General features: G+C 61.2%; 22 protein-coding genes. 12 read left to right on the forward strand and 10 right to left on the reverse strand.

Features of this window, described 5'->3' with window-relative positions; all coding sequences use genetic code 11:
* Positions 1–101 precede the first annotated feature (101 nt).
* The 6 genes from PverR02_RS23150 (at position 102) to PverR02_RS23175 (ending at position 6,483) form a co-directional block, all read left to right on the forward strand.
* A complete protein-coding gene (locus tag PverR02_RS23150) occupies positions 102–1,391 on the forward strand; it encodes a mechanosensitive ion channel family protein (protein ID WP_079444483.1) in 1,290 nt (429 codons plus the stop codon).
* Positions 1,392–1,831: 440 nt separating this feature from the next.
* On the forward strand, positions 1,832–3,055 hold the full coding sequence (locus PverR02_RS23155) for an iron-containing redox enzyme family protein (RefSeq protein ID WP_227778707.1): 1,224 nt from the start codon (positions 1,832–1,834) through the stop codon (positions 3,053–3,055).
* Positions 3,056–3,067: 12 nt separating this feature from the next.
* Entirely contained in the window at positions 3,068–3,382 is a 315-nt protein-coding gene (locus PverR02_RS23160; protein ID WP_017845288.1) for a Rieske 2Fe-2S domain-containing protein, read from the forward strand.
* Between the two features lie 8 nt (positions 3,383–3,390).
* Positions 3,391–4,572, forward strand: a complete 1,182-nt coding sequence (locus tag PverR02_RS23165; protein ID WP_046382468.1) for an MFS transporter — start codon at positions 3,391–3,393, stop codon at positions 4,570–4,572.
* Positions 4,573–4,583: 11 nt separating this feature from the next.
* Positions 4,584–5,801 carry an ATP-grasp domain-containing protein gene (locus PverR02_RS23170; protein WP_079444485.1) on the forward strand — a complete coding sequence of 406 codons (1,218 nt, stop codon included), beginning with the start codon at positions 4,584–4,586 and terminating at the stop codon, positions 5,799–5,801.
* 4 nt (positions 5,802–5,805) lie between these two features.
* Entirely contained in the window at positions 5,806–6,483 is a 678-nt protein-coding gene (locus tag PverR02_RS23175; protein ID WP_017845285.1) for a phenylalanine--tRNA ligase beta subunit-related protein, read from the forward strand.
* Between the two features lie 37 nt (positions 6,484–6,520).
* Here PverR02_RS23175 and PverR02_RS23180 read toward each other — a convergent pair whose 3' ends face one another.
* From PverR02_RS23180 to PverR02_RS23195, 4 genes are all read right to left on the reverse strand, one after another.
* The gene (locus tag PverR02_RS23180) at positions 6,521–6,937 is read right to left on the reverse strand and encodes an Lrp/AsnC family transcriptional regulator (RefSeq protein WP_017845284.1); all 417 of its coding nucleotides are present in this window, start codon (positions 6,935–6,937) and stop codon (positions 6,521–6,523) included.
* A gap of 68 nt (positions 6,938–7,005) precedes the next feature.
* Positions 7,006–7,881 (reverse strand): carboxylate/amino acid/amine transporter, encoded by an 876-nt coding sequence (locus PverR02_RS23185; RefSeq protein WP_017845283.1) that lies wholly within the window; start codon positions 7,879–7,881, stop codon positions 7,006–7,008.
* A 202-nt stretch (positions 7,882–8,083) separates the two neighbouring features.
* On the reverse strand, positions 8,084–8,683 hold the full coding sequence (locus tag PverR02_RS23190; RefSeq protein WP_017845282.1) for an FMN-dependent NADH-azoreductase: 600 nt from the start codon (positions 8,681–8,683) through the stop codon (positions 8,084–8,086).
* A gap of 151 nt (positions 8,684–8,834) precedes the next feature.
* A complete protein-coding gene (locus tag PverR02_RS23195) occupies positions 8,835–9,149 on the reverse strand; it encodes a hypothetical protein (RefSeq protein ID WP_026139816.1) in 315 nt (104 codons plus the stop codon).
* Between the two features lie 49 nt (positions 9,150–9,198).
* Here PverR02_RS23195 and PverR02_RS23200 point away from each other — a divergent pair, with 49 nt between their 5' ends.
* The 5 genes from PverR02_RS23200 to aqpZ all read left to right on the forward strand — a co-directional run bounded on the left by PverR02_RS23200 (position 9,199) and on the right by aqpZ (position 14,301).
* Positions 9,199–10,122 carry a LysR family transcriptional regulator gene (locus PverR02_RS23200; protein WP_017845280.1) on the forward strand — a complete coding sequence of 308 codons (924 nt, stop codon included), beginning with the start codon at positions 9,199–9,201 and terminating at the stop codon, positions 10,120–10,122.
* 14 nt (positions 10,123–10,136) lie between these two features.
* Positions 10,137–10,940 carry an alpha/beta fold hydrolase gene (locus PverR02_RS23205; RefSeq protein WP_046382465.1) on the forward strand — a complete coding sequence of 268 codons (804 nt, stop codon included), beginning with the start codon at positions 10,137–10,139 and terminating at the stop codon, positions 10,938–10,940.
* Between the two features lie 3 nt (positions 10,941–10,943).
* Positions 10,944–11,507 (forward strand): peptidylprolyl isomerase A, encoded by a 564-nt coding sequence (locus PverR02_RS23210; protein ID WP_017845278.1) that lies wholly within the window; start codon positions 10,944–10,946, stop codon positions 11,505–11,507.
* Between the two features lie 83 nt (positions 11,508–11,590).
* Positions 11,591–13,423: an ABC transporter ATP-binding protein gene (locus PverR02_RS23215; RefSeq protein ID WP_046382464.1), complete on the forward strand. Its 1,833-nt coding sequence runs from the start codon at positions 11,591–11,593 to the stop codon at positions 13,421–13,423.
* A 176-nt stretch (positions 13,424–13,599) separates the two neighbouring features.
* Positions 13,600–14,301 carry an aquaporin Z gene (aqpZ, locus tag PverR02_RS23220; protein ID WP_046382463.1) on the forward strand — a complete coding sequence of 234 codons (702 nt, stop codon included), beginning with the start codon at positions 13,600–13,602 and terminating at the stop codon, positions 14,299–14,301.
* Between the two features lie 12 nt (positions 14,302–14,313).
* Here aqpZ and PverR02_RS23225 read toward each other — a convergent pair whose 3' ends face one another.
* A complete protein-coding gene (locus PverR02_RS23225) occupies positions 14,314–15,438 on the reverse strand; it encodes a GNAT family N-acetyltransferase (RefSeq protein ID WP_079444486.1) in 1,125 nt (374 codons plus the stop codon).
* Positions 15,439–15,722: 284 nt separating this feature from the next.
* Here PverR02_RS23225 and PverR02_RS23230 point away from each other — a divergent pair, with 284 nt between their 5' ends.
* Entirely contained in the window at positions 15,723–17,045 is a 1,323-nt protein-coding gene (locus tag PverR02_RS23230) for a putative porin (RefSeq protein WP_079444487.1), read from the forward strand.
* A gap of 120 nt (positions 17,046–17,165) precedes the next feature.
* On the opposite strand, the gene PverR02_RS23235 is transcribed toward PverR02_RS23230, so the two are convergent.
* The 5 genes from PverR02_RS23235 to aceK all read right to left on the reverse strand — a co-directional run bounded on the left by PverR02_RS23235 (position 17,166) and on the right by aceK (position 25,147).
* Positions 17,166–17,399 (reverse strand): anti-sigma factor family protein, encoded by a 234-nt coding sequence (locus PverR02_RS23235; protein ID WP_017845273.1) that lies wholly within the window; start codon positions 17,397–17,399, stop codon positions 17,166–17,168.
* Positions 17,393–18,007 carry an RNA polymerase sigma factor gene (locus PverR02_RS23240; protein WP_017845272.1) on the reverse strand — a complete coding sequence of 205 codons (615 nt, stop codon included), beginning with the start codon at positions 18,005–18,007 and terminating at the stop codon, positions 17,393–17,395. The genes PverR02_RS23235 and PverR02_RS23240 overlap by 7 nt, the downstream gene beginning before the upstream one ends.
* 86 nt (positions 18,008–18,093) lie before the next feature.
* Positions 18,094–19,215 (reverse strand): beta-ketoacyl-ACP synthase III, encoded by a 1,122-nt coding sequence (locus PverR02_RS23245; RefSeq protein WP_017845271.1) that lies wholly within the window; start codon positions 19,213–19,215, stop codon positions 18,094–18,096.
* Positions 19,216–19,443: 228 nt separating this feature from the next.
* Positions 19,444–23,355 carry an ATP-dependent RNA helicase HrpA gene (gene hrpA / locus PverR02_RS23250; protein WP_079444488.1) on the reverse strand — a complete coding sequence of 1,304 codons (3,912 nt, stop codon included), beginning with the start codon at positions 23,353–23,355 and terminating at the stop codon, positions 19,444–19,446.
* A gap of 70 nt (positions 23,356–23,425) precedes the next feature.
* Positions 23,426–25,147 (reverse strand): bifunctional isocitrate dehydrogenase kinase/phosphatase, encoded by a 1,722-nt coding sequence (aceK, locus tag PverR02_RS23255; RefSeq protein WP_046489433.1) that lies wholly within the window; start codon positions 25,145–25,147, stop codon positions 23,426–23,428.
* Between the last annotated feature and the right edge of the window lie 64 nt (positions 25,148–25,211).

Genomic DNA, 25,211 nt, shown 5'->3' on the forward strand with positions numbered 1-25,211 from the left:
CAGCTGCTTTTTTGTTAAGGCGTTTGTCTGTAACGCCAATGTAGCTGCTCTTAAATGCTCTAATCGACCGGTCTTGTCTTACAGAAGAATCGGTTTCACCCATGGATATCAAACAGCTCTGGCTCAACGTCAAAGACCTTTGGAACGCCCTCGATGAACACCCGCTGCTGCATTCCAGCCTGGGCTTGCTGGTGTTGTTGGTGGTGGCACTGTTGCTCGGACGGGTGGCGCGTTACCTCATTCTGCATGCGGTCAAATTGCTCGGCCGGCAACCGGCCCTGCACTGGCTCAACGACTTGCGCCACAACAAAGTCTTCCACCGCCTGGCGCAGATGACCCCATCGCTGGTGATCCAGTTCGGCCTGCACCTGGTGCCGGACCTGAGCAAGACCGCAACGCTGTTCATCGGCAACGTGGCGTTGGCGTTCACCATCCTGTTCGTGGTGCTGGCCATGAGCGCGCTGCTCAACGCCCTGCTGGACATCTATGCGCGCACCGAACATGCACGTACCCGCTCGATCAAGGGCTATGTGCAGTTGGCGAAGATGATTCTGTTCGTGTTTGGCGCGATCATCATCGTCGCCACCCTGATCGACCGCTCGCCGCTGTTGCTGCTGTCCGGCCTGGGTGCGATGTCGGCGGTTATCTTGTTGGTCTACAAGGACACCTTGCTGTCGTTCGTCGCCAGCGTGCAGTTGACCAGCAACGACATGCTGCGGGTCGGCGACTGGATCGAAATGCCCCAGGTCGGCGCGGACGGTGACGTGGTGGACATCACCTTGCACACGGTCAAGGTGCAGAATTTCGACAAGACTATCGTCTCGATTCCGACCTGGCGCCTGATGTCCGAGTCGTTCAAGAACTGGCGCGGCATGCAGGCGTCAGGCGGGCGTCGGATCAAGCGCAGCCTGTTTATCGATGCCAGCGCCGTGCGCTTCCTGCGCGACGATGAAGAAGTCCGCATGACCCAGGTCCACCTGCTCACCGACTACATCAGCCGCAAGCAGGCCGAACTCAAGGCCTGGAACGAAGCCCAGGGCCAAAGCGCGCAGTTGTCGGCCAACCGCCGGCGCATGACCAACCTCGGCACCTTCCGCGCGTATGCCCTGGCTTACCTGAAAAGCCACCCGGACATCCAGCCGAACATGACCTGCATGGTGCGTCAGATGCAAACCACCGCCCAGGGCGTGCCGCTGGAAATCTACTGCTTCACCCGCACCACGGCGTGGTCGGATTACGAGCGGATTCAAGGGGATATCTTCGACTACCTGCTGGCGGTGCTGCCGGAATTCGGCTTGAGCCTGTATCAACAGCCGAGCGGCACGGACCTGCGCAGCGGGCTGTTCGCAATGACGCAGAACACCACGACCGCCCAAGCGCTGGAGCGCTGACAAGGCAGACGGCGCGGGGCTCGCGTGCCCCTCGCCGGTCGAATCACCACGCGCCCCCGCGCCCAATCAGGCCTTGCGCTACAGGCCAGGCCAACTCGGTAAATAACCGAGGAACATGTCTAGTTGCCGCACGCGGCAAAATCAAACCGACGCCGCAACTAAGAAAACTCTACCTATACGTTTAGTGAATTTCACTATTCAGGCACCCGGTTTTTAATCTGTTTTTAGAAAAACCAAAGCTATAGCATCTGGCCATCGAACAACTCTGTGAGAAGGCGTTACTTATGTTATGGACAACTAAGCTTTCAGATGATGCGGCACACTTTGTATTAAGTTCGGATGCGGAAGCATTGACTCATTACTGCGGTGCAACTGCCTTTTCTCAACCTCGCGACTTTTATACCGACAGCCCCTACCAGCGGCCTTCAAGGCCGCAGGACGTGACCGATTCGATTATCAGCAGTTGCCTGACAAGCGAGCAACTCTCACACAGCCAGCATCTTTTGGCGCAACGTTTATTATTGAATATCTATGAGCAAGACTTGGTCTTTTTACCCAAGCCGCCCATGGCGCTGGATCTCAAGGTATTCAAGGAATTTTATGACCCATTGCATGCCGCGTCGGGTAAAAAGATTCGTCCGTTATTGGAGCACTACCTCTACAACTGGCTCAAGGAAGAGGTGCACATCAACGGCCCCTGGTGCCTGGACGCCTTTGTCGCCCACACCGACAAGGTCTTGGACGATGTGGCCCGCTCCGATTCAAAACTCCATGAAGTCCTGACCACCAGCCGCCATCCCGAACGTGCCGCGCGGTTCTTCATGACGCAATGCGCCGGCGACTTCCTCAGTGAAGCCTCGGCCATGGCGCGCAATGTGCTGGGCAACAGCGGCGTGTACACCAGCGAGCTGTTCAAGATCCTGATCGACGAATACGGCTACGGCATCGACAAGAAAAAGCACAGCACCATTTTTGAAGACATGCTCAAAGACATGGACATGTCCCCTCACGTGCATCACTACTGGCAGTTCTATACCCCGGCCTCGCTGTCGCTCACCAACTACTTCCACTACGTGTCGGCCAACCATGGCGAGCTGTTCCGCTATATCGGCGCCATGTACTACACCGAAGCCACCTTGGCCCTGACCACCCAGCATCAGTCGCGCGCCATCAAGACCATCTTCAACGGCACCGTCTCCACCGAATACTTCGACGAGCACTCACACATCGATGTGCATCACGGAAGAATGGCCCTGCAACGCCTGATCCTGCCGATGATCAAGCAGTTCGGCAACGCGATCATCCCCGACCTTATCCGCGGTTTCGAGGAGTTCCGCTTACTGCAGGACATCGCCGACGAAGAGCTGTATGCCCATATCAAGTGGCATGACGAGTTGGACGAACACCGTGCCCAAGCCAGCGCCCTCCAAGGCCGCAAGCCAGTGGACCTGACGATCACCGAGCCTGAACACGAGCTTTCGGTGCTGCATACCCACCCCAACGATGAGCTGTTCTGGGTCGAGTCCGGCGAGCTGGATTTCGTCGCCAGCCCCGAACTGAGCGTGCGCCTCAAGGCCGGGGAAGGCGTGGTGATTCCCAAGGGCATGCTGCATGGCACCCGCGTCGTCAGCCCGTCCTGCACTTACACCGTCACGGCCATTTGAGGACGCCGCCCCATGAAAGCCATCAGCCTGAACCTCAGCCACACCCACTATGTGGCGGTGGAAGGGAAAACCTACTTTCTCAAGCGCCATGCACATTCGACTCAACTGCTGCCGACCGCCTGCCCCCATCGCGGCGGCCCGCTGCACATGGGGGAAGTGACGGGTGACGGGCAAAGCGTGATCTGCCCCTGGCACGACAACGCCTACAAGGTCTGCAACCTGGAAAAGAAGTCGCTGCCCACCGTTCGCGTCAGAAACCAGATCAGCACCGTCATTGGTGACACCGAGCGGTGCGTACCTCTCCTTAAACTCTCTCGTTACGACTGATGGTGCCCATGAATAATAAATCGACCCTTGCTGCGTTTTATTCGATCGTGACCCTCTTCACCGGCCTGGACATGGCGATTGTGATTGCCATGGTCTGGTTCGGCCTGGAGACCACCGGCTCGACCTTCCTGGTGGGCGCCACCTTATGCGTGGCGACCGTGGTGCCGTATCTGTGCGAGCAGTACATCGGCCGGTTCTTCACCATTGAACTGAGCATGAAACGGCTGTTGTACATTCGCCTGACCGCGTTCGCCGCCGTGCTGGGGCTGTCGTTTACCGACGCGGCGCTGTTGCCGATCGGCTTCCTGGCGATTGCCTTCGTGGTGGGAGTCACCGACTACTTCACCATCAGTACCCTGGAATCGAAAAACACCAAGCTGGTGCTGGCCGGGCTGACCAACAGCGACACCTCGGCGCGCTTGATGCAAACCTCCATCCAGATCGGGGCCTTCGGTGGAGCGCTGCTGGGCGGGGTGATTGTGGATGTGTTCACGGTCAACCAGACCCTGCAGATCATCAGCCTGGGGGCGATCCTGTCGTTGGCGGCGATTCTTTTTGTCGCGGCCACGCCCACCGCCGACGCCACCGAGCAAGTCGCCGACACCCACACGGCGCAGTCTCTACAGTTGCCGCGCAACCTGTACATCCTGATCATCGTGTTGAGCATGATCGGCTTCCATATCGGCGCCTTCAACAGCCTGGTGCCGATCGTGTTCCAGAAGCTCAACGAATGGAACGCCACCCTGTTTGGCGTCGCCAGCGGCCTGGCGGGCCTCGGTGCGTTCAGTGCCGCGGTGCTGCCACGGATCAAGCTCAACAGCTACAGCGCGATCCTGCTGGTGATCCTGGCCGACGTGGCAATCGTCTATTTCCATAACCTCTACGTGATGATGGCCGCCGCTTTCCTGCTGGGTTTCTGCATCAACAGCCTGCGCATCCAATTGCGTAAAACCCTGATCGAGTCGGCGCCCAACGCACGGATCGCCGACGTGATCGCCGCCAAAAGCTCGCTCTACTACCTGCTGGTCAGTGGCTCGGCGCCGATGATCCTGACGTTCTTCACCACCACAAGCTTCCTCGGCCTCGAAGGTGCGCGCGTGCTGATGATCGTTTCCGCCGCGCTGTTGGCCGCTGCCGTACTGGCGTGGAACCTCACCCCTGCCGTCGCGGCCACCGCCACCACAAAATAGGAGTACCTGCTTTGGAAACCGTACTGATCGTTGACCCGTTCTCCACAGGTAAACTCTACGCGCCCTTGCTCAAGGCTCAGGGCGTGAGGTGCTTTGCCGTGATTTCCACCGACAGCTTGCCCGCGCATTTCACCGATGACCTGATCAGGGAAAACTTCGAGGCGGTCTACCACTGGGAAGAGGGTTTGCTGGAGATCCTCGAACCGCTGTCACTGAGCGCCGTGATCGCCGGTTGCGAAACCGCGATCTACCTGACCGACTACCTCACCGAAGTCCTGCGCGTTCCCGGCAACAGCCGCGTCACCAGCGACCTGCGTCGCAACAAGTTCTCCATGCAGCACGCCCTGAAAAAACACGGGCTGGCGAACATCGAATCGCAACTGCTGAGCTCACCGACGCGCATTGCAGAGGTGGTTGCCACGCTGGACGACAAGACCACCTACGTGGTCAAGCCGCTCAATTCCGCCGCCACCGAAGGCGTGGTGTTCGCCCAAGGCCGGGCCGGCGTCAAGAGTGCCTTGGACACTGCGGCCTGGCAGCGCAAAAACGACCTGGGGGAAATCAACCTCGGTTTCATCGTGCAGCCGTTCGTGTCGGGCCCGGAATATGTGGTGGATATGGTCGCCTTTGACGGCGTATACATCATTGCCTCGGTGTGCAGGTACACCAAGGTCCAGAGAAACGGCAGCATGTTTGTCTACGAAAGCCTGGACACCCTCGACCCCCGCGCCGAAGACCTGCAACCGCTGACCGACTATGCCCGCCAGGCGGCCGCGGCGCTGAGCATCGAGGTCGGCCCGATTCATATGGAGATCATCTGGTCTGCCCACGGCCCGGTGATGATTGAAGCCGGCGGCCGCTTGCATGGCGGCATCGCACCGCTGCTGTTTCAACAGGTGTATCACCCGGATTTGCTCTCGCTGGCCATCGACAGCTACCTCGGCCGCCCACGCCCGCGCGCCGATGCGGTCAGCCAGATCAGCCACGGTCGGATCGGGTTCTTCTGCTCCGACGAACAACGCACCTTCGCCACGCCCTCGCCGCAGGCCCTGCAGAGCGTAATGGAGGACGAGGCCTATTGCGGCCACCGCTACTTCATCCGCCCGGGCGACACCACGCCGGTCACGATCGACTTCGCCACCTGTCCGGGGCTGTTCTGGCTGCAACACCTCTCGGCGCCGCAACTGGACATCAGCAGCGCCAATCTACGTAAACAGCTGTGGTGTTAAGACCATGAAAAGTCGTTTGATCATCCGAAAGTCAGCCAGTGATCTGGGCATCAACAACGCGTGCGCGGCGGTTATCGAAGACATTACCGTGTCGGACGACCAGAGCTTCGTCAGTGTCCTGCAAAGCAACCTGAATCACGTTGCGTCCCACCTCAACGAGCTGGACTCCAACGTCATTTACGAAGGTTTTGCCAAGCAACTCAAGAAGCTCGGCTACGAAAACACCGTGAGCGCCAACGAGAAACTGTTGCGGCGCTTCATCGCCAAGGGCGTATACCCCATCAACAACATCGTCGATGCCTATAACGCCGTGGCGATCCGGCATGGGGTCAGCATCGGCGTACACACCTACCATCGGCGGGATGACATCTACGTCATGCGCTCGGAGGCGCCCAGGGCTTTCCGCCCGCTGTTCGCCAAGAAGGAGATTACGATTCCAGCGGGCGATATCGTCTATACCTGCGGTGACGTGCCCCTGGCGAGCATCGGCAAGGTCGACGCCGACGCCCATGACTTCAGGCTGACGAAGGACTCGTCGAGCCTGCTGGTGGTGGTGCTGGGGCACGACGATACGCCGTTGGCCTTCAACCAGGCCGTCATCGAAGAGTTCGTCGACACCCTGCGCCAGCGAATGCCGGCCTTGAGTCATCACTTTCTCGAGACCGTACACGATCACGCCTGAGGCTGGAACCGCATAGCCGCTGCCAGAACAGCAGCGGCTACCGCCAGGCCTTGAGCACCGGGTTGACCACCACCTCGCGCACATGCTCGATCTTCAGCAGGTTGTCCTTGAACACCATCAGCTCTTCAAAGTTGCGGTATTTGACCTCGAGCATCATGTCGACGTCGCCGAACAGCGAATAAGCCTGAACCACTTCACGGAACTGGTAGATCTTCGGAAACACCAGGTGGCAGTTGCTGCCATTGAGCGTGAGCATCAAAAACGCCGATTGCTGGGCTTCTTCATCGGCGGCGACGTTGATGGTGAAGCCGAGGATAATGCCCTTCTCGATCAGTTTCTGAACCCGTGATTCCACGGCGGTTCGCGACTTGTGAACTTGTCGCGCCAGCTGCGCCAGGCTGACCCGGGAGTCGTCCTTCAAGGCAGCAATGATCTGTTCGTCAACCTTGTCCACTCTGCCGCCCCCACACTTTTCTCTTCTATAACAGACTTTCATTCCCGCTCACGCCTGCCCTGGGCCTATCACCTCGCAGACTGTACGCCAGGCCCGGGCTTTATGCCCAACCGACTGATCCACACTGCCGCCAGAATCACCAAACCGCCCAGGGCCAGGCGGCCCAACGGCTCGTGCTGGTTCCAGATCAACAGGTTCAATAACAGCCCCACCGGCACATGCAGGTTGTTCATCACCGCCAGGGTCCCGCCGTTGACCAGGCACGCGCCCTTGTTCCACCAGTACATGCCCAGGGCCGTGCTGACCAGCCCGAGGAACACCAGCACGCCCCACTGCAGCGGCGCTTCGGGGAGGAAATCAGCCTTGCCGAACACCAGGAATGCCGGCAACACCACCAGCAGCGCACCGAGGTAGAAATAACCGAAGCGCCGGTAGTGCGGCAGATCACTGGGGTAGCGCGCCACCAACTGCTTGTACATGACTTGCCCGGCGGCGTAGGTGAAGTTGGCCAGTTGCAGCAGCAGGAAGCCCCCAAGGAAGTGCGGGGTGACTTGATCGAAGCGGATGACCGCCGCACCCGCCACCGCGACCAGCGCGGCGACCAGGGCCCAGGGGTTGAAGCGCCGGTTGAGGGCGTCTTCGATCAGAGTCACATGCAGCGGCGTGAGGATGGTGAACAGCAGCACCTCGGGTACCGTGAGCACGCGAAAGCTCAGGTACAGGCAAACGTAGGTCACGCCAAATTGCAGCGCACCGATGACCAGCATGCCGCGCATGAAGGTCGGCTGCACCGAGCGCCAGCGCGTCAGCGGAATGAACACCAGCCCGGCCAGCAGCACGCGCACCAGCACCGCGAAGTAGCTGTCGACGTGACCGGCAAGGTATTCGCCGATCAAGCTGAAGGAAAATGCCTGTATCAGGGTGACAACCAGTAAGTAGCCCATGCGCGCCTCGTATCGAATGGGCGGGACATTAAAGGTTTTCGGCGGCTCACGAAACTCGGCGCAAAAAAAACCCGACCTCGCGATAGCGGCAGTCGGGCAGGAGCACTCAGGAGCAACAAGTGCAAAGGGAGGTTTTTACGCGGACTTGAAGGGTTTGCGTGGTGAGATATAAACACCGCGCGATTATGTGACGATTAAAGGATCACGCGACTTGCGCCAGCAACGCCTTGGCGTGGTTGATGCCTTTTTCCTGGAAGTCGCCGCTCAGGTTCACCCCTTCGGCGTGAATGAACGTCACGTCATGAATCCCGATGAATGCCATCACCTGACGCAGGTAAGGTTCCTGGTGATCGGAGCTTGCGCCGGTGTGAATCCCGCCCCGGGCGGTGAGCACGATGGCCCGCTTACCGATCAACAGCCCCTGGGGGCCGGTGGCGGTGTACTTGAAGGTCACACCTGCGCGCAACACATGATCCAGCCAGGCTTTGAGGGTGCTGGGGATGGCGAAGTTGTACATCGGTGCCGCCATCACCAACACGTCGGCGGCGAGCAATTCGTCGGTCAAGGTGTTGGAGCGATCCAGGGATGCCTGTTCGCTGGCGCTGCGCTGATCCGCCGGTTTCATCCAGCCGCCGAGCAGGTTGGCGTCCAGGTGCGGAAGCGGGTTGAGCGCCACGTCGCGCACGGTGATCTGATCCGCCGGGTGCGCAGCCTGCCATTGGCTGATGAACTGCCGGGTCAGTTGGCGGGAGATCGAATCCTGCTGGCGGGCGCTGCTTTCGATGATCAGTACGTTGGACATGGCTGCGTAGGCTCCATCTGTAATTGCTGTAAGTCGATGGAGAAAAGATTAACCAGAGCCAATTCGATAAAAAAGCGCAAAAAACTGCTACAACCCATCTAGAAATTTGTTTATAAGCGGAGTATTGCTGTAGGCATGCTCCGCTGTCGCTTTATTTCGGTGCACATTCCAGTGCGATACGCATCTTGATGATCGCGCGGTTGAACTTGACGGTGGTGTTGGTGCTTTTGCCCGCCGGCACGCTGACAGTACGGCGACGGGGTGATTCCGGGCCGTTGGTGAAAGTCACCGAACACAGCGCGTCGCGCGTGCCGTAGTTGTTCAGTTGGATCGAACTGATGTCTCCGTCCACGTCGGACGCGGTGTAATCCACGCTCACGCCGTCGATCTTTTTTGTCACATCGATGGGGTAGGCAAACGCACTGAGCGGCAGCAGTGCCAGCACCACACAACACAATTTTCTCATTCGGCAGTCTCCAATAAGGACTGTCAGCTTAGGACAAGAGGAGCTCATCTTGAAAGCGCCCCGCGTTACCCTCGATCAATGGCGCACGCTGCAAGCCGTGGTCGACCATGGCGGCTTCGCCCAGGCGGCCGAAGCGCTGCACCGTTCGCAGTCCTCGGTGAGCTACACCGTGGCCCGCATGCAAGACCAGCTCGGGGTGCCGCTGCTGCGCATCGACGGGCGCAAGGCCGTGCTCACCGACGCCGGCGAAGTGCTGTTGCGCCGCTCCCGGCAGTTGGTGAAAAACGCCAGCCAACTCGAAGACCTCGCCCACCATATGGAACAGGGCTGGGAAGCCGAAGTACGCCTGGTGGTCGATGCCGCCTACCCGAATGCACGCCTGGTGCGCGCCCTGACCGCCTTTATGCCGCAAAGCCGCGGCTGCCGCGTGCGCCTGCGCGAAGAGGTGTTGTCGGGGGTTGAAGAGCTGTTGATCGAAGGCGTGGCCGACCTGGCGATCAGCAGCTTCAACATCCCCGGCTATCTCGGCACCGAGATGAGCAACGTGGAGTTTGTCGCCGTCGCTCACCCCGAGCATGCCTTGCACCGCATGAACCGCGAACTGAGCTTCCAGGACCTGGAAAGCCAGATGCAAGTGGTGATCCGCGACTCCGGGCGCCAGCAGCCGCGCGATGTCGGCTGGCTCGGCGCCGAACAGCGCTGGACCGTCGGCAGCCTCGCCACGGCCGCCAGTTTCGTCGGCAGCGGCCTGGGCTTTGCCTGGTTGCCCCGGCACATGATTGAGCGCGAACTCGCCGAAGGCGTGCTCAAGCAGCTACCCTTGGAGCAGGGTGGCAGCCGTCACCCTACGTTCTACCTGTACTCGAACAAGGACAAACCCTTGGGGCCAGCGACGCAGATCCTCGTGGAGCTGCTGCGCACATTTGACACCGCCCCCCTGGATGCGCCTTTCGCCGCACCGCAGCAAGCCTGAAACGGAGTTCATGCATGGCCTGGTTCGAACATGAAGGGTGCAGCCTGCATTACGAGGAATATGGTCACGGCACCCCGCTGATTCTGATCCACGGCCTGGGCTCCAGCAGCCAGGATTGGGAACTGCAGATTCCGGTGCTGGCCCGGCATTACCGCCTGATCGTGGTGGACGTGCGTGGCCATGGGCGTTCCGACAAACCCCGGGAGCGCTACAGCATCAAAGGTTTCACCCTCGACCTGATCGCCCTGATCGAACACCTGGACCTGCCCGCCGCGCACGTGGTGGGCTTGTCCATGGGCGGCATGATCGCGTTTCAACTGGCGGTGGACGAACCGGCGCGGGTCAAGAGCCTGTGCATCGTCAACAGCGCGCCCGAGGTCAAGGTGCGCAGCGCCGACGATTACTGGCAATGGGCCAAGCGCTGGACCCTGGCACGCGTCCTCAGCCTGGCCACCATCGGCAAGGCCCTGGGCGACCGGCTGTTTCCCAAACCGCAGCAAGCCGACCTGCGCCGCAAGATGGCCGAGCGCTGGGCAAAAAACGACAAACATGCTTATCTCGCCAGCTTCGATGCAATTGTGGGCTGGGGCGTGCAGGAACGACTTTGCAGAATTGCCTGTCCAACCCTGGTCATCAGCGCCGACCACGACTACACCCCTGTGGCGCACAAAGAAATCTATGTAAAACTGCTGCCCGATGCGCGGCTGGTGGTCATCGAAGATTCCCGCCATGCCACACCCTTGGATCAACCCGATGTCTTTAACGCTACCCTGCTCGATTTTCTAAAGACAGTCGAAACCACTACCCAGGATCACTGACCCATGCTGAAAAAAATCGCCTTCTTTGCCGGTTCCGTTCTGTTCGCTGCCAACCTGATGGCCGCCGAGCCCGCCAAGGCGCCCCACGTATTGATCTCCACCACCAACGGCGACATTGAAATCGAACTGGACCCGGTCAAGGCGCCGATCAGTAGCAAGAACTTCCTGGCCTACGTCGACAAGGGCTTCTACACCAACACGATTTTCCACCGTGTGATCCCGGGCTTCATGGTCCAGGGCGGCGGGTTCACTGCGCAGATGGCGCAAAAAGACACCAACCCACCGATCAAGAACGAAGCCAGCAACGGCCTGCATAACGTGCGTGGCACGCTGTCGATGGCCCGCACCTCGAACCCGGATTCGGCCACCAGCCAATTCTTCATCAACGTCGCGGACAATGCCTTCCTCGATCCAGGCCGCGATGCCGGTTATGCCGTGTTCGCCAAAGTGGTCAAAGGCATGGACGTGGTCGACATCATCGTCAACTCGCAGACCACCACCAAACAAGGCATGCAGAACGTGCCAATCGATCCTGTCCTGATCAAGTCGGCCAAGCGCATCGACTGAGGTCCGCAGGTAGTTCCGCGCGGCGCTCACAAGGCGTCGCGCGCCTTTGAACAGGAGAGCCCGCCGGGCGGGCGTCAACCCTAATGCTCTATCGTCGTTTCGAACAACTGATCGATATTTTCCGCGACGCGCCCAGCGCCGCCCCTCCCGATAAAGTCCTGCCTTTCTACCTCTACTACCTGCGTCAGGTGTGGCCGTGTTTCGCCGCGCTGTTGGTGGTGGGCCTGATCGGCGCACTGATCGAAGTCGCGCTGTTCAGCTACCTGAGCCGCATCATCGACCTGGCCCAGGGCACGCCGCCCGCGAACTTTTTCCAGATCCACAGCACCGAGCTGATCTGGATGGGCGTGGTCGCCCTGCTGCTGCGCCCGATCTTCGGCGCCCTGCATGACCTGCTGGTCCACCAGACCATCAGCCCCGGCATGACCAGCCTGATCCGTTGGCAAAACCACAGCTACGTGCTCAAGCAGAGCCTGAATTTCTTCCAGAACGACTTCGCCGGGCGCATCGCCCAGCGCATCATGCAAACTGGCAACTCCCTGCGCGATTCCGCCGTGGCGGCCGTGGATGCGATCTGGCACGTGGCGATCTACGCCATCAGTTCCCTGGTGCTGTTTGCCGAAGCCGACTGGCGCCTGATGATCCCGCTGGTGACCTGGATCGTCTGCTACAGCCTGGCATTGCGCTACTTCGTGCCGCGGGTGAAAGCGCGTTCGGTGATTTCCTCCGAGGCGCGCTCCAAGTTGATGGGCCGCATCGTCGATGGCTACACCAACATCACCACCTTGAAGTTGTTCGCGCATACCCAATCCGAGCAGGAATACGCCAAGGAAGCGATCATCGAGCAGACCGAAAAAACCCAGTTGGCCAGCCGCGTGGTGACCAGCATGGACGTGGTGATCACCACCATGAACGGCCTGCTGATCGTCACCACCACCGGCCTGGCCCTGTGGTTGTGGACCCATTCGCTGATTTCCGTGGGCGCGATTGCCCTGGCGACCGGCCTGGTGATTCGCATCGTCAACATGTCCGGCTGGATCATGTGGGTGGTCAATGGCATTTTCGAAAACATTGGCATGGTGCAGGACGGCCTGAAAACCATCGCCCAGCCGCTGGCCGTGGTCGACCGCGACAACGCTCCACGCCTGACCGTGCCCCATGGCGAAGTGCGCTTCGAGCAGGTGGATTTCCACTACGGCAAGAAGAGCGGGATCATTGGCGGCCTGAACCTGACCATCGAGGCCGGTGAAAAAATCGGCCTGATCGGCCCCTCCGGTGCAGGCAAATCGACCCTGGTCAACCTGCTGCTGCGCCTGTACGACCTGCAAGGCGGGCGCATCCTGATCGACGGTCAGAACATCGCCGAGGTCGCCCAGGAAAGCCTGCGCGAACAGATCGGCATGATCACCCAGGACACGTCGCTGCTGCACCGCTCGATCCGCGAGAACCTGTTGTATGGCAAGCCGGACGCCAGCGACGAAGAACTCTGGGCGGCCATACGCAAGGCGCGTGCCGATGAGTTCATCCCGCAGCTGTCGGACGCCGAAGGCCGCACCGGGCTGGATGCCCATGTGGGCGAGCGCGGCGTGAAACTGTCCGGCGGGCAACGCCAGCGCATCGCCATCGCGCGGGTGCTGCTCAAGGATGCGCCGATCCTGATCATGGACGAAGCCACCTCGGCGCTGGACTCGGAAGTCGAAGCGGCGATCCAGGAAAGCCTGGAAACCCTGATGCAAGGCAAGACGGTGATTGCGATTGCGCACCGCTTGTCGACCATTGCGCGGATGGACCGCCTGGTGGTGCTGGAGAAAGGCCAGATCGCCGAGACCGGCAGCCATGCCCAGTTGCTCGCCCACGGCGGATTGTATGCGCGGCTGTGGCAGCACCAGACCGGAGGCTTCGTCGGCATCGACTGAAACTGCCGGGCCTACACAACTCAAAAGGTGGGAGGGGCTTGCTCCCACATGGGTGTCCTGGATTTGTGCCGCAACCGTGCTGTACTCAGTGCAGTGCCAAGACGGGCGCTGAAGTAAATCGCAGGGAGCATCACTGATTTACTGATTCGGTAGAGCGATCTATCAAGGACGGGTACATGTCTTTGTTCAAGCGTTCAGTCACAGAAGGTTTAGGTACGTTTTGGCTGGTGCTGGGCGGTTGCGGGAGTGCGGTGTTGGCCGCGGCGTTTCCCGCAGTCGGCATCGGGTTGTTGGGGGTGGCCCTGGCCTTCGGGCTCACGGTACTGACCATGGCGGTCGCCATCGGGCACATCAGCGGTTGTCACCTCAACCCGGCGGTATCGGTGGGGCTGGTCGTGGGCGGCAGGTTTCCGGCCAGGGAGTTACCGGCGTACATCGTTGCCCAGGTCATTGGCGGCATTGTCGCCGCGGCGCTGTTGTATGTGATCGCCAGCGGCAAACCGGGGTTCGAACTGGCGTCAGGCCTGGCCTCCAACGGCTATGGCGAGCATTCGCCTGGCGGCTATTCAATGGCAGCGGGGTTTGTCTGTGAGCTGGTGATGACAGCGATGTTCGTGCTGATCATCCTCGGCGCCACCGACCCGCGTGCCCCGAAGGGCCTCGCCCCCATCGCCATCGGCCTGGCGCTGACCTTGATCCACCTGATCTCGATTCCCGTGACCAACACCTCGGTCAACCCGGCCCGCAGTACGGGACCGGCGCTGATCGTGGGCGGGTGGGCGATCCAGCAATTGTGGATGTTCTGGCTCGCGCCGATCCTCGGCGCGGTGATCGGCGGCGTGGTCTATCGATGGTTGGGCAAGGAGGAGCCGGCCTGAGGCAAAACGGGTTCAGCCCTGCCGATACGGCAGGGCTGCCCTCGCCTCTTCGGCATACGCCAGAATCCCCACCCGCTCGCGCTCCAGGAAGTCTTCGACGGCCGTCTTCAACCCTGGATGACGCAGGTAGTGCCACGACCGGGTGATCACCGGCTCGAACCCGCGAATCAATTTATGCTCGCCCTGGGCACCGGCATCGAAGCGCTGCAAGCCGTGGGCGATGGCGTAATCCATGCCTTGGTAGAAGCAGGTTTCGAAATGCAGGCGGTCGAATTCCGCCAGGCAGCCCCAGTAACGCCCAAAGAAGCTGTCGCCGCCGATCAAGCTGAACGCCATCGCGACCGGGCGCGTGCCTTGTTTGGCCAGCACCACGCGGATCGCTTCGGGCATGCGTTCGGCCAGCAGGCTGAAAAACGCACGGGTCAGGTACGGCGCCTGGCGGCGCACCGCGTAGGTGTTGGCGTAGCAGGCGTAGACGAAATCCCACTGCGCCTCGCTCAGTTCATGGCCTTGCAACCATTCGAACTCGATGCCCTGCCCCGCCACCTGTTCGCGTTCCTTGCGCATCTGTTTGCGCTTGCGCGAACTCAAGGCGTCAAGGAAGTCCTGGAAATCCCGGTAGCCGCGGTTCTGCCAGTGAAACTGACAGCCCAGGCGCGGCAACCAGCCCGGCTGTCGGGCCAGGGCGTCATCCGCCAGCGGGTCGGTGAAGTTGATATGGGCGCTGGAGAGCCCTTCGATTTCCAGGTAACCGGGCAGGCTGCCGAGCAACTCGAAACCGTCTTCGGCGCTGGCGGCCAACAGGCGCGGGCCGCTGACCGGGCTGAACGGCACGGCGACCAACAGCTTGGGGTAGTAATCGATACCGGCCCGCTCGCAGGCCTGCGCCCAACCGTGGTCGAAGACGTACTCGCCAGAGGAATGCCATTTGCGATAACCGGGCAATGCCGCCACCAGCCGATCACCGTCCCAGTGCAGTAAATGCTCAGGCTGCCAACCCGAATGCGGGCCGAGGCTGGCGCTGTCTTCCAGCGCGCTCAGGAACGCATGTCGCACGAAGGGCTGGGCCTGCGGCACCAGGGCGTCCCAGGCCTGCGGGGCGATTTCGGACAGGCTGTCCAGGCGTTGCAGCGGCATAGGCATCCTCACTACTTCAGGGCGTGAAAGCCTCGCGAGTATCGCTTATCGCCGCTGCCGACACACCTCCAAATCGCCGGACAAGGCTCTAAACCAATAGTTCCGTTCATAAATAATTTGTCATCTACCTGACATCAGTTCGCCACTGCGCCGTCATAAACGATCGCGATACTGACGCCTGTTTTTAGCGCGCCTGGTTCTACCCCGGCAGTTATTTTTCCGTCCGTCATCGGTCGGTTGTGTCCTGGATGGTTTGCCATCCCTCCTCACTTTCGGAGATTGATATGCGTCTTGCTTCCACTAAAACTGCGGCGGCCCTTTGTGGCGGCTTGCTGCTGGCCCTGAGCGTTCCGGCCAGCGCTGCAGTCGACGCTAAATTGCTCGACATGCTCAAGGCCAACGGTCAAATCTCGGCTTCGCAGTACACTGAACTGCAAGCTGAGCTGGCCAAGGATCAGAAAGAAAAGCAGATCGCACAGCAAGCTCAACAAGAGACCAACGAACAGATCGCGGCCACCGCGAAAAAAACCAACGACCTGAGCGTGTTCGACCAGAAACTTGCCTGGGCCGCCAAGACCCAGTTCAAGGGTGACGTGCGCTTCCGTCAGGAAACCGTGAAGATCCAGGGCGAATCCAACAACGGTGGCCGTGACAAGGACCGTCAGCGTATCCGTGCCCGTCTCGGCGCCTACACCGAGATCAACGACCAGGTCGACACCGGCATTCGTATCGCCACCGGCAGCAGCGACGATGCACGCTCCACCAACCAGGACCAGGACAACTACTTCGACAAGAAGTCGATCTGGCTGGACCTCGGCTACATCGACTACCACCCGAAGCAGATCAAGAACCTGCACGTCATCGGCGGCAAGATGCTCCAGCCATGGGTGAACATGGGCGACGTGATCTGGGATAGCGATATCAACCCGGAAGGTCTGGCCCTGACCTACAAATACCCGCTGGGTAGCAGCGCCGAGCTGTTCGGCAGCCTCGGTAACTACAACCTCAAGGACAACGTCGACGGCGACGGCGTGCAATTCCGCCACGACCTGCGCCTGACTTCCGGCCAGTTGGGCACGCGTTTCTCGGTGACCGACAACCTGAAAATGACCCTGGGCGGCAGTATCTACGCCTACCAGAACGACGAAAACAGCACCTGTACGAGCAGCACCACGCCTTGCGCACTGGCGGTCAACGGCAACTCGGCGAACGAACAATTCCGTCTGTACGAAGGTTTTGCCCAAGCCGACATCGGTGGCCTGGCCGTGCCGCTGGCGTTCTACGGTCAGTACGTGAAGAACAACGATGCTTCCACCGATCAGGACACCGCCTGGTTGCTGGGTGCCAAGTCCAAGGTGTTCGGTTTCAACCTGGACTACAACTACCGCGATACGCAACGTAACGCTGTGGTAGGCGCCTTCACCGATTCGGACTTCGCCAACGGCACCACCGGTTCGCGCGGTCATAAGATGAAGGTCAGCTACGACATCGACAAGAACTTCGCTGTCGGCGCCACGTACTTCCTGACCAAGGCTGACTACGCCAGCCGCACGCAGCGTGATGCCAACACCAACACCCTGCAGTTGGATGCTGAAGCCAAGTTCTAACTGTAAGTGCGACACGCCTTGGGCCAGGATGGCCCGGGGTGGCTGTAACAGCCTGGCGTGGGTAAATCGGTCCCCATCATCCGTCCGATTCTCCCACGCGAGTCTGCCTTCCCCCCGCCGTTACTGATCCTTGCGCCGCTCGGCGGCCAGCCGTTCAGCCAAGGCATCCACATCCTGTACCGGCGCCTGCGGCATGATCCGCAATGTAGCCTGCAGCAAGCGCATCTGACGGATAAAACGCCGGCAATTAGGGCAGAACATCAAGTGATGACGCACCAGCAGCCGCTCGCGAAAGGTCAACTGACCATCGAGAAAGTCACTGGAACGCGCCACTTGCTCTTTACACGTCAACATTCGCCGGTTTCCTCAAAATGCTCCACCGTGGCGAAGACTTTAAGCCGTGCGCGATGCAACAGCACCCGCACATTGGAGAGCGAAAGCGTCAGAAGATTACAAATCTCCTCCAACTCCAGGCCCTGGCGTTCACGCAGCACCAGTACGCTGCTTTGCAATTCCGACAAACTCAGCAACGTATGTTCCAGGCATTTACGCAGTTCGTCCTCCGTGAGCAGGGCTTCCGGGGTGTCCTGGTGCCAGGCAAAAGGGGCGACCGCCCAGTGACCGTCATCCGCGCTGAAACGCTCATCGCCGATCGTGCCGTGGGGCGAGGGCAAATCATCGAGCAACACTTCGCGACGATTCTGTTTGTAGCGGCTCTTGGCAGCATTGGCGGTGATGGTCAGCAGCCAGGTTTTGAGGCTGGAGCGCCCTTCGAACTTGGGCAGGTTGCGTACCACCGACAGCCAGGCGTCCTGTACCACTTCGTCGGCATGACGCTGACCGGCAATCGCGTAGGCCACCGCGCGCATGGCGCTTTGGTATTGGCTGACCAATTCCTTGTAGGCCCGCTGCTCGCCCTTGAGCAAGCGTTCAAGCAGGTGCGCGTCGTCCGCTACTGCCATTCGAGACCTCGGTTTCCAAGTGAGAACGCGATCGGTGTGGGGGCTGGTTTGCCAGCGCCCACATTTGATCGCGGCGAGCCGCAGGATCAGCGTTTGCGCAGGATCACGCTGCCGATCGAATAGCCAGCGCCAAACGAGCTGAGTACCGCCACGGCGCCTTTGGGCAGGTCGTCCTGGTAAGTGTGGAACGCAATCACCGAACCCGCCGAGCTGGTGTTGGCGTAGGTGTCGAGAATCACCGGTGCTTCTTCCACCGTGGCTTCACGCCCCAGCAGCTTCTTCACGATCAGGTGGTTCATGCTCAGGTTGGCCTGGTGCAACCAGAAGCGCTTCACGTCGTTCACGTTCAACTGGTTTTCTGCCAGGTGCGTGCCGATCAACTCAGCGACCATCGGGCAGACATCCCGGAAGACTTTACGGCCTTCCTGCACGAACAGCTTGTCGGGCGCGCCGATGCCCTCTTCCGCCGCGCGGTTGAGGAAGCCGAAGTTGTTGCGGATGGTATTCGAGAACTTGGTCAGCAGCTTGGTGCTGACCACGTCGAACTGGTGCTCGGAGGTCGCCAGGTCAGCGCGCTCGAGGATCACCGCAGTGGCCGCGTCACCGAAAATGAAGTGGCTGTCGCGGTCGCGGAAGTTCAAGTGGCCGGTGCAGACTTCCGGGTTGACCATCAGGATCGCCCGGGCCTGGCCCAGCTTGATGCTGTTGGCGGCGTTCTGGATGCCGAAGGTCGCCGAGGAACACGCCACGTTCATATCGAAGCCGAAACCGGCGATGCCCAGGGCTTCCTGGACTTCGATGGCGATGGCCGGGTAGGCGCGTTGCAGGTTGGAGCAGGCGACGATCACCCCGTCGATGTCGGCGGCGGTCTTGCCGGCGCGCTGCAGGGCCTGTTCGGCGGCGCCGATGGCCATCTGGCAGAGCACCGACCATTCGTCGTTGCTGCGCTCGGGCAGGCGCGGGGTCATGCGCTGCGGGTCCAGGATGCCGTCCTTGTCCATCACAAAACGGCTCTTGATGCCCGACGCCTTCTCGATGAAGGCTGCGCTGGACTCGGTCAGCGCCTGCACGTCACCGCGCTCGATGGCGGCGGCGTTCTCCGTGTTGAACTGCTGCACGTAGGTATTGAAAGACTGCACCAGCTCTTCGTTGGAGATGCTGTTGGCCGGGGTGTACAGGCCAGTGCCGCTGATGACGACGTTATGCACGGTCGTTCCTCTAAATCTGTCAGGCAGAAGATATTGGTACCGTCGTACCAAACTGTAAGTCGTTTGATTCCGTCCAGCGGGCATCAAACTGGCAACGCTTTATTCCATCGCGCCGCGGCTGCACACCAGCCCATCACGACGCTCCCGGCATTTATAACCGCGAAGTTTGCCACAACCCTGGGGATTTGGCGCCATATCCCGGATAAGCGCCATTGCCCATTGGTGTGATTACGCTTCGACCAGGCTCCATTGCTTGCTCAGGCGCTTGTCGGAAATCGGCACCCGGGTGCCCAACTGCTGGGCAAACAACGACACCCGATATTCCTCCAACCACCAGCGATAGAGCGCTAGCTGGGGGTCGTGCTTGCCTTCCTGGGCATGCTTGTTCAAACGGTTCTGGTACTGCGCCCACAGGCCCGCCAGCTCGCCGCTCCACACCCGATCTTTTTGCACCTGGCTGGGCAGTTTTTCCAGACGCAGCTCGATCGCCTTGAGGAAACGCGGCAACTCCTTGAACCACTGCGCCGGAGTTTCGCGCACAAAGCCGGGATAAACCAGATTGCTCAGTTGCAGCTTGATATCGTTCAAGGCCACCGCCTGGGCCAGGTCGATCTTGCCTTTGAAGCGCTTTTGCAGGCCGTGCCAGAGTTTCAATACGTCCAGGGTCAAGCGCGCCAGGCGCTCGGCGTGTTCGGTCCAGCCGCCACGCTTGCGCTCGGCCAGCGCCGCCAGCCCGGCGCCGTCACGCGGCAGGCTGGCTTCGCCTTCCAGCACGCAGCTGTCGAGGCTGGCCAGCAAAATATCTTCCACCAGCGCCTCGATGCGCCCCAGTTCGCGGTACATCAGGCCCAGCTCGGTCAGGCCGGGCAATTTGCCGCGCAGGAATTTTGCCGGTTCGGCCAATTGCTGCATCAGCAGGCGCTGCAAGGCGCGACGGTGCTGGAACTCGGCCTCGGCGGCGGTGGAGAAACGTCCTTCCTTGACCGTGCCGTTTTCTTCCACCAGCGCCGGGTACACCGTCATCGACAGCCCGGCGATCTTTTGCTGGGTCTTCTCGGCCACCGCCGCGAACACCTTGGCTTCCACCGGCTGTTGGCTTTTTGCCGTCTGCGGCACGGCCAACGCGGCCTGGCTGGCCTCGGCAAAGCGCGCGGTCAGTTCGGCCAGGTCGCGGCCTTCGCCGAGAAACTTGCCCTGGCCGTCGACCACTTCCAGGTTCATCTTCAGGTGGCTTTCCACCTGCTGCGCGGCCTCGGCCCAGGCTTCATCGCTGACGCGCGCGCCGGTCATGCGCAGCAGTTCGCGCCCCAGCGCCTGGGGCAGCGAGCCCTGGGCGAATTCGATACGTTGCAGGGCGGCCCTGACGAAGTCCGGCACCGGCACGAAATTCTTGCGCAGGGCCTTGGGCAGGTTGCGCACCAGGGCGATGCACTTGGCTTCGATCACCCCCGGCACCAGCCATTCCAGGCGTTCGGCGGGCAAGGCCGGCAACAGCGGCGCCGGCACGCGCAAGGTCACGCCGTCACGCGGGTGGTTGGGTTCGAAGTGGTAACTCAAGGCCAGCGCCAGATCGCCCAGGTGCAGGGTGTCCGGGTAATGCGCGGCGGTGACTTCGCTGGCGTCGCGGGCCAGCACGTCTTCCTCGCGCATGATCAGCAATTGCGGGTCTTTCTGGCTGTTGACCTTGTACCAGCTGTCGAACGTCGCGGTCTGGTGGATCTCCGCCGGCAAGCGCGCATCGTAGAACGCGTACAGCGTCTCTTCGTCGGCCAGGATGTCGCGCCGACGCGCCTTGGCTTCCAGCTCGTCGAGCTGCTCCAGCAGTTGCTGGTTGGCGATCAGGCACTTGGCCCGGGACTGAATCTCGCCGCGCACCAGGCCTTCGCGGATAAACAACTCGCGCGACACCACTGGGTCGACCGGCCCGTAATGCACCGGCCGGCGCCCGACCACGATCAGCCCGAACAGGGTGATCTGCTCGAACGCCACCACTTGGCCGCGCTTCTTCTCCCAATGCGGTTCGAAGTGGTTTTTCTTGATCAGGTGCCCGGCCAGCGGTTCGATCCAGTCGGCATCGATCTTCGCCACCATGCGTGCGTACAGCTTGGTGGTTTCGACCAGCTCGGCGGTCATCAGCCACTGCGGACGTTTCTTGCCGATGCCCGACGACGGGTGAATCCAGAAGCGCCGCTGACGCGCACCGAGGTAATCGCCGTCTTCGGTTTTCTGCCCGATCTGACTGAGCAGGCCCGACAGTACGGCTTTGTGCAGTTTCGCGAAGTCGGCCGGGTCCTTGTTGACGGTCAGCTGCATGTCGCGGCAGATCAGGCTCAACTGGCGATGGGAATCGCGCCACTCGCGCAGGCGCAGGTAGTTGAGGAAGTTCTTGCGACACCAGTTGCGCAGCGGGCTGGCGGTCAGTTCCTGGCGCTGCTCTTCAAAGCCACGCCACAGATTGACCAGCCCGGCGAAGTCCGAATCGGCGTCCTTCCATTGTGCGTGGGCCTGGTCGGCGGCCTGTTGGCGTTCCGGCGGGCGCTCGCGCGGGTCCTGGATCGACATGGCGCTGGCCACGATCAGCACTTCCTGCAGGCTGCCCAGCTTGGCGGCTTCGAGCAGCATGCGGCCCATGCGCGGGTCCACCGGCAGGCGCGCCAACTGGCGGCCCAGCGGGGTCAGTTGGCTGTTGCGGTCGACCGCCGACAGTTCTTGCAGCAGGTTGAAACCATCGCTGATGGCCTTGCCGTCCGGCGGTTCGATAAACGGGAAGTCGCTGATTTCGCCCAGGCGCAGGTGCAGCATCTGCAGGATCACAGCCGCCAGGTTGGTGCGCAGGATCTCCGGGTCGGTAAATTCCGGACGGCCGATAAAGTCTTCTTCGCTGTACAGCCGGATGCAAATCCCCGGCTCGACCCGGCCGCAGCGGCCTTTACGCTGGTTGGCGCTGGCCTGGGAGATCGCCTCGATGGGCAGACGCTGCACCTTGGCGCGGTAGCTGTAGCGGCTGATGCGCGCGGTGCCGCTGTCGATCACATAACGAATGCCCGGCACGGTCAGCGAGGTTTCGGCGACGTTGGTCGCCAGCACCACGCGCCGGCCCGGGTGGGACTGGAAAATGCGCTGCTGTTCGGCCGGTGACAGGCGCGCATACAGCGGCAAAATCTCGGTGTGCTTGAGCTGGGCCTTGCGCAGCATGTCGGCGGCATCGCGAATCTCGCGCTCGCCCGGCAGGAACACCAGCACGTCGCCAGGGCTGCGCCGCTCGCTGCGCTCGTAGGCGGCGATTTCATCGAGGGTGGCGAGGATCGCCTGGTCGACGGTCAAGTCGTCCTCGACGCGGTTGCCCTCCTCGTCCTGTTCCAGGGTCAGCGGGCGATACCAGGTGTCCACCGGGAAGGTGCGGCCCGACACTTCGACAATCGGCGCATCGTCGAAATGCTTGGAGAAGCGCTCCAGGTCGATGGTGGCCGAGGTGATGATGACTTTCAGGTCCGGGCGACGCGGCAACAGGGTTTTCAGGTAGCCGAGCAGGAAGTCGATGTTCAGGCTGCGTTCGTGGGCTTCGTCGACGATGATCGTGTCGTAGCGTTCGAGGTAGCGGTCGTTCTGGGTTTCCGCCAGCAGGATGCCGTCGGTCATCAGCTTGATCAGGGTGTTGGAATCACTCTGGTCTTCGAAGCGCACCTGATAACCGACCAGTGCGCCGAGCGGCGTGGCCAACTCTTCGGCAACCCGGCTGGCGACGCTGCGCGCTGCGATCCGACGCGGCTGGGTGTGGCCGATCAGGCCGTATTGGCCGCGACCGATCTCCAGGCAGATTTTCGGCAACTGGGTGGTCTTACCCGAACCGGTCTCGCCGGCGATGATCAGCACCTGATGCTTGAGCAACGCCGCCTTGATTTCGTCGCGCTTGGCGGCGATCGGCAGGCTGTCGTCGTAGCGGATCAGCGGCAGGCTGGCGCGCCGCGCCGTGACCTGGGCGCAGGACGCCTGCATGCGCGTCACCCACTGCGCCAGCTTCTCCTCATCGGGCTTCTTGCGCAGCTCGAGCAACTGCCGCCGCAAACGGTGGCGGTCGGCGAGCATGGCGTGATCGAGGTTTTTCAGCAGTTGGTCGATAGCGGGCGCTTGGTCAGTCATCAGGTGCGTTTTGGTCGTCTATTTATGCAGGGGGCGGATTGTCGCAGAAAACCGCCGGCATGCGCGCCCCTCATTCGTTCTCGCGCTCCTTGCGCCGGTATGGAAACACATCAATGACCTTTCCGGCGCGAATCGCGTCCTGCAGGCCCTTCCAGTAGTCAGCATCGTACAACTCGCCGTGCAGTTGATCGAACAGCTTGCGCTGGCCGGCGTCGGCGAACAGGAACGGCGGGAACTCTTCGGGGAACACATCCAGCGGGCCGATGGAGTACCAGGGCTCCGAGGCCATTTCATCCTCCGGCGTGCGGGGCGCGGGGATGTGGCGGAAGTTGGCTTCGGTGAGGTAGCAGATCTCGTCGTAGTCGTAGAACACCACACGGCCGTGGCGGGTGACGCCGAAGTTCTTCAGCAGCATGTCGCCGGGGAAAATGTTCGCCGCCGCCAGTTGCTTGATCGCCAGGCCATAGTCTTCCAAGGCTTCGCGCTCCTGGGCGGGGCTGGCGTTGTCGAGGTAGAGGTTGAGCGGGGTCATGCGCCGTTCGGTCCAGCAGTGGCGGATCAGCACGGTGTCGCCTTCGACGGCAACGGTGCTGGCGGCCACGTCGAGCAATTCGGCCAGGCACTCGGGCTCGAACTTGCTCAACGGAAAGCGAAAATCGGCGAACTCCTGGGTATCGGCCATGCGCCCGACGCGGTCGACGCTTTTGACCAGGCGGTACTTCTCGATCACGGTGGCGCGGCTGACGTTTTTCGACGGCGAGAAGCGGTCCTTGATGATCTTGAACACCGTGTTGAAGCCCGGCAACGTAAACACGCTCATGACCATGCCGCGGATACCGGGAGCCATGATGAACTGATCGTCGGTGGTGGCCAGGTGGTTGATCAGCGCGCGATAGAATTCCGACTTGCCGTGCTTGTAGAAGCCGATCGAGGTGTACAGCTCGGCAATGTGCTTGCCCGGCAGGATGCGCTTGAGGAAGCCGATGAACTCCGCCGGCACCGGCACGTCGACCATGAAGTAGGAGCGGGTGAAGGAAAAAATGATCGACACATCGGCTTCGTCGGTGATCAGCGCGTCGATCTGGATGCCCTGCCCTTCGCGGTGCAGCAGCGGAATCACGAGGGGCCACTGCTCGTCGCGGGTGTAGATGCGTCCGACAAGGTAGGCACCCTTGTTGCGGTAGAGCACCGAGGAAAACAGCTCGACCTTCAGCTCAGGGTCCTTGCACACCCAGTCCGGCAGGTTCTCGCGCAGTTGCACTTCGAGGCGGCGCAGGTCGGCCGGCAGGTCCGCGTAGGGCTCGCTGAAGCTGTAATCAGCGAAAATCTGCGCCAGCATGTCGGAAATTTTGCCGACTGGGGTGTAGACCCGGGTTTGCGCCGCCCTCGCCCGGCGCAGGCTCGGCCGCGTGGTGTGGACGAACATGCAGCCGTCACTGATCAGGTCATGGCTGAACAGGCCACAGAAGATCGAGTTGTACCAGGTCTCGGACAGCTCATCGTCAAAGCGCAGGTCGATCAGGCCGATGTAGGCGCTTTTCACCAACGGCCAGGCCTCGATGTCCATCAGGGTGGCGTCATCGAAGCTCGCCCGCAGGCGGCTCGTCACTTCGCTGACTTTCTCCTCATACAGGTTGATACGCGCCGCCGAAGCCGCCTGGCCCTGCTGCCACTGGGCCTTTTCGAAACGTTCACGGGCACCATCGGTGATCTGGCGGAAGTGCTCGCGGTAATCGTCGAAGCCATCGAGGATCATCTGGGCGATAGCGAGGGCGGGTGTGCGCTGCGACATGCGGGAAACCTCGGACGGGTATCTGGAAGCCCAGAGCTTAGCCAGTGAATGCAGGCAGGAGAAG

It is taken from the genome of Pseudomonas veronii (assembly GCF_002028325.1).
Taxonomy (GTDB): Bacteria; Pseudomonadota; Gammaproteobacteria; order Pseudomonadales; family Pseudomonadaceae; genus Aquipseudomonas; species Aquipseudomonas veronii.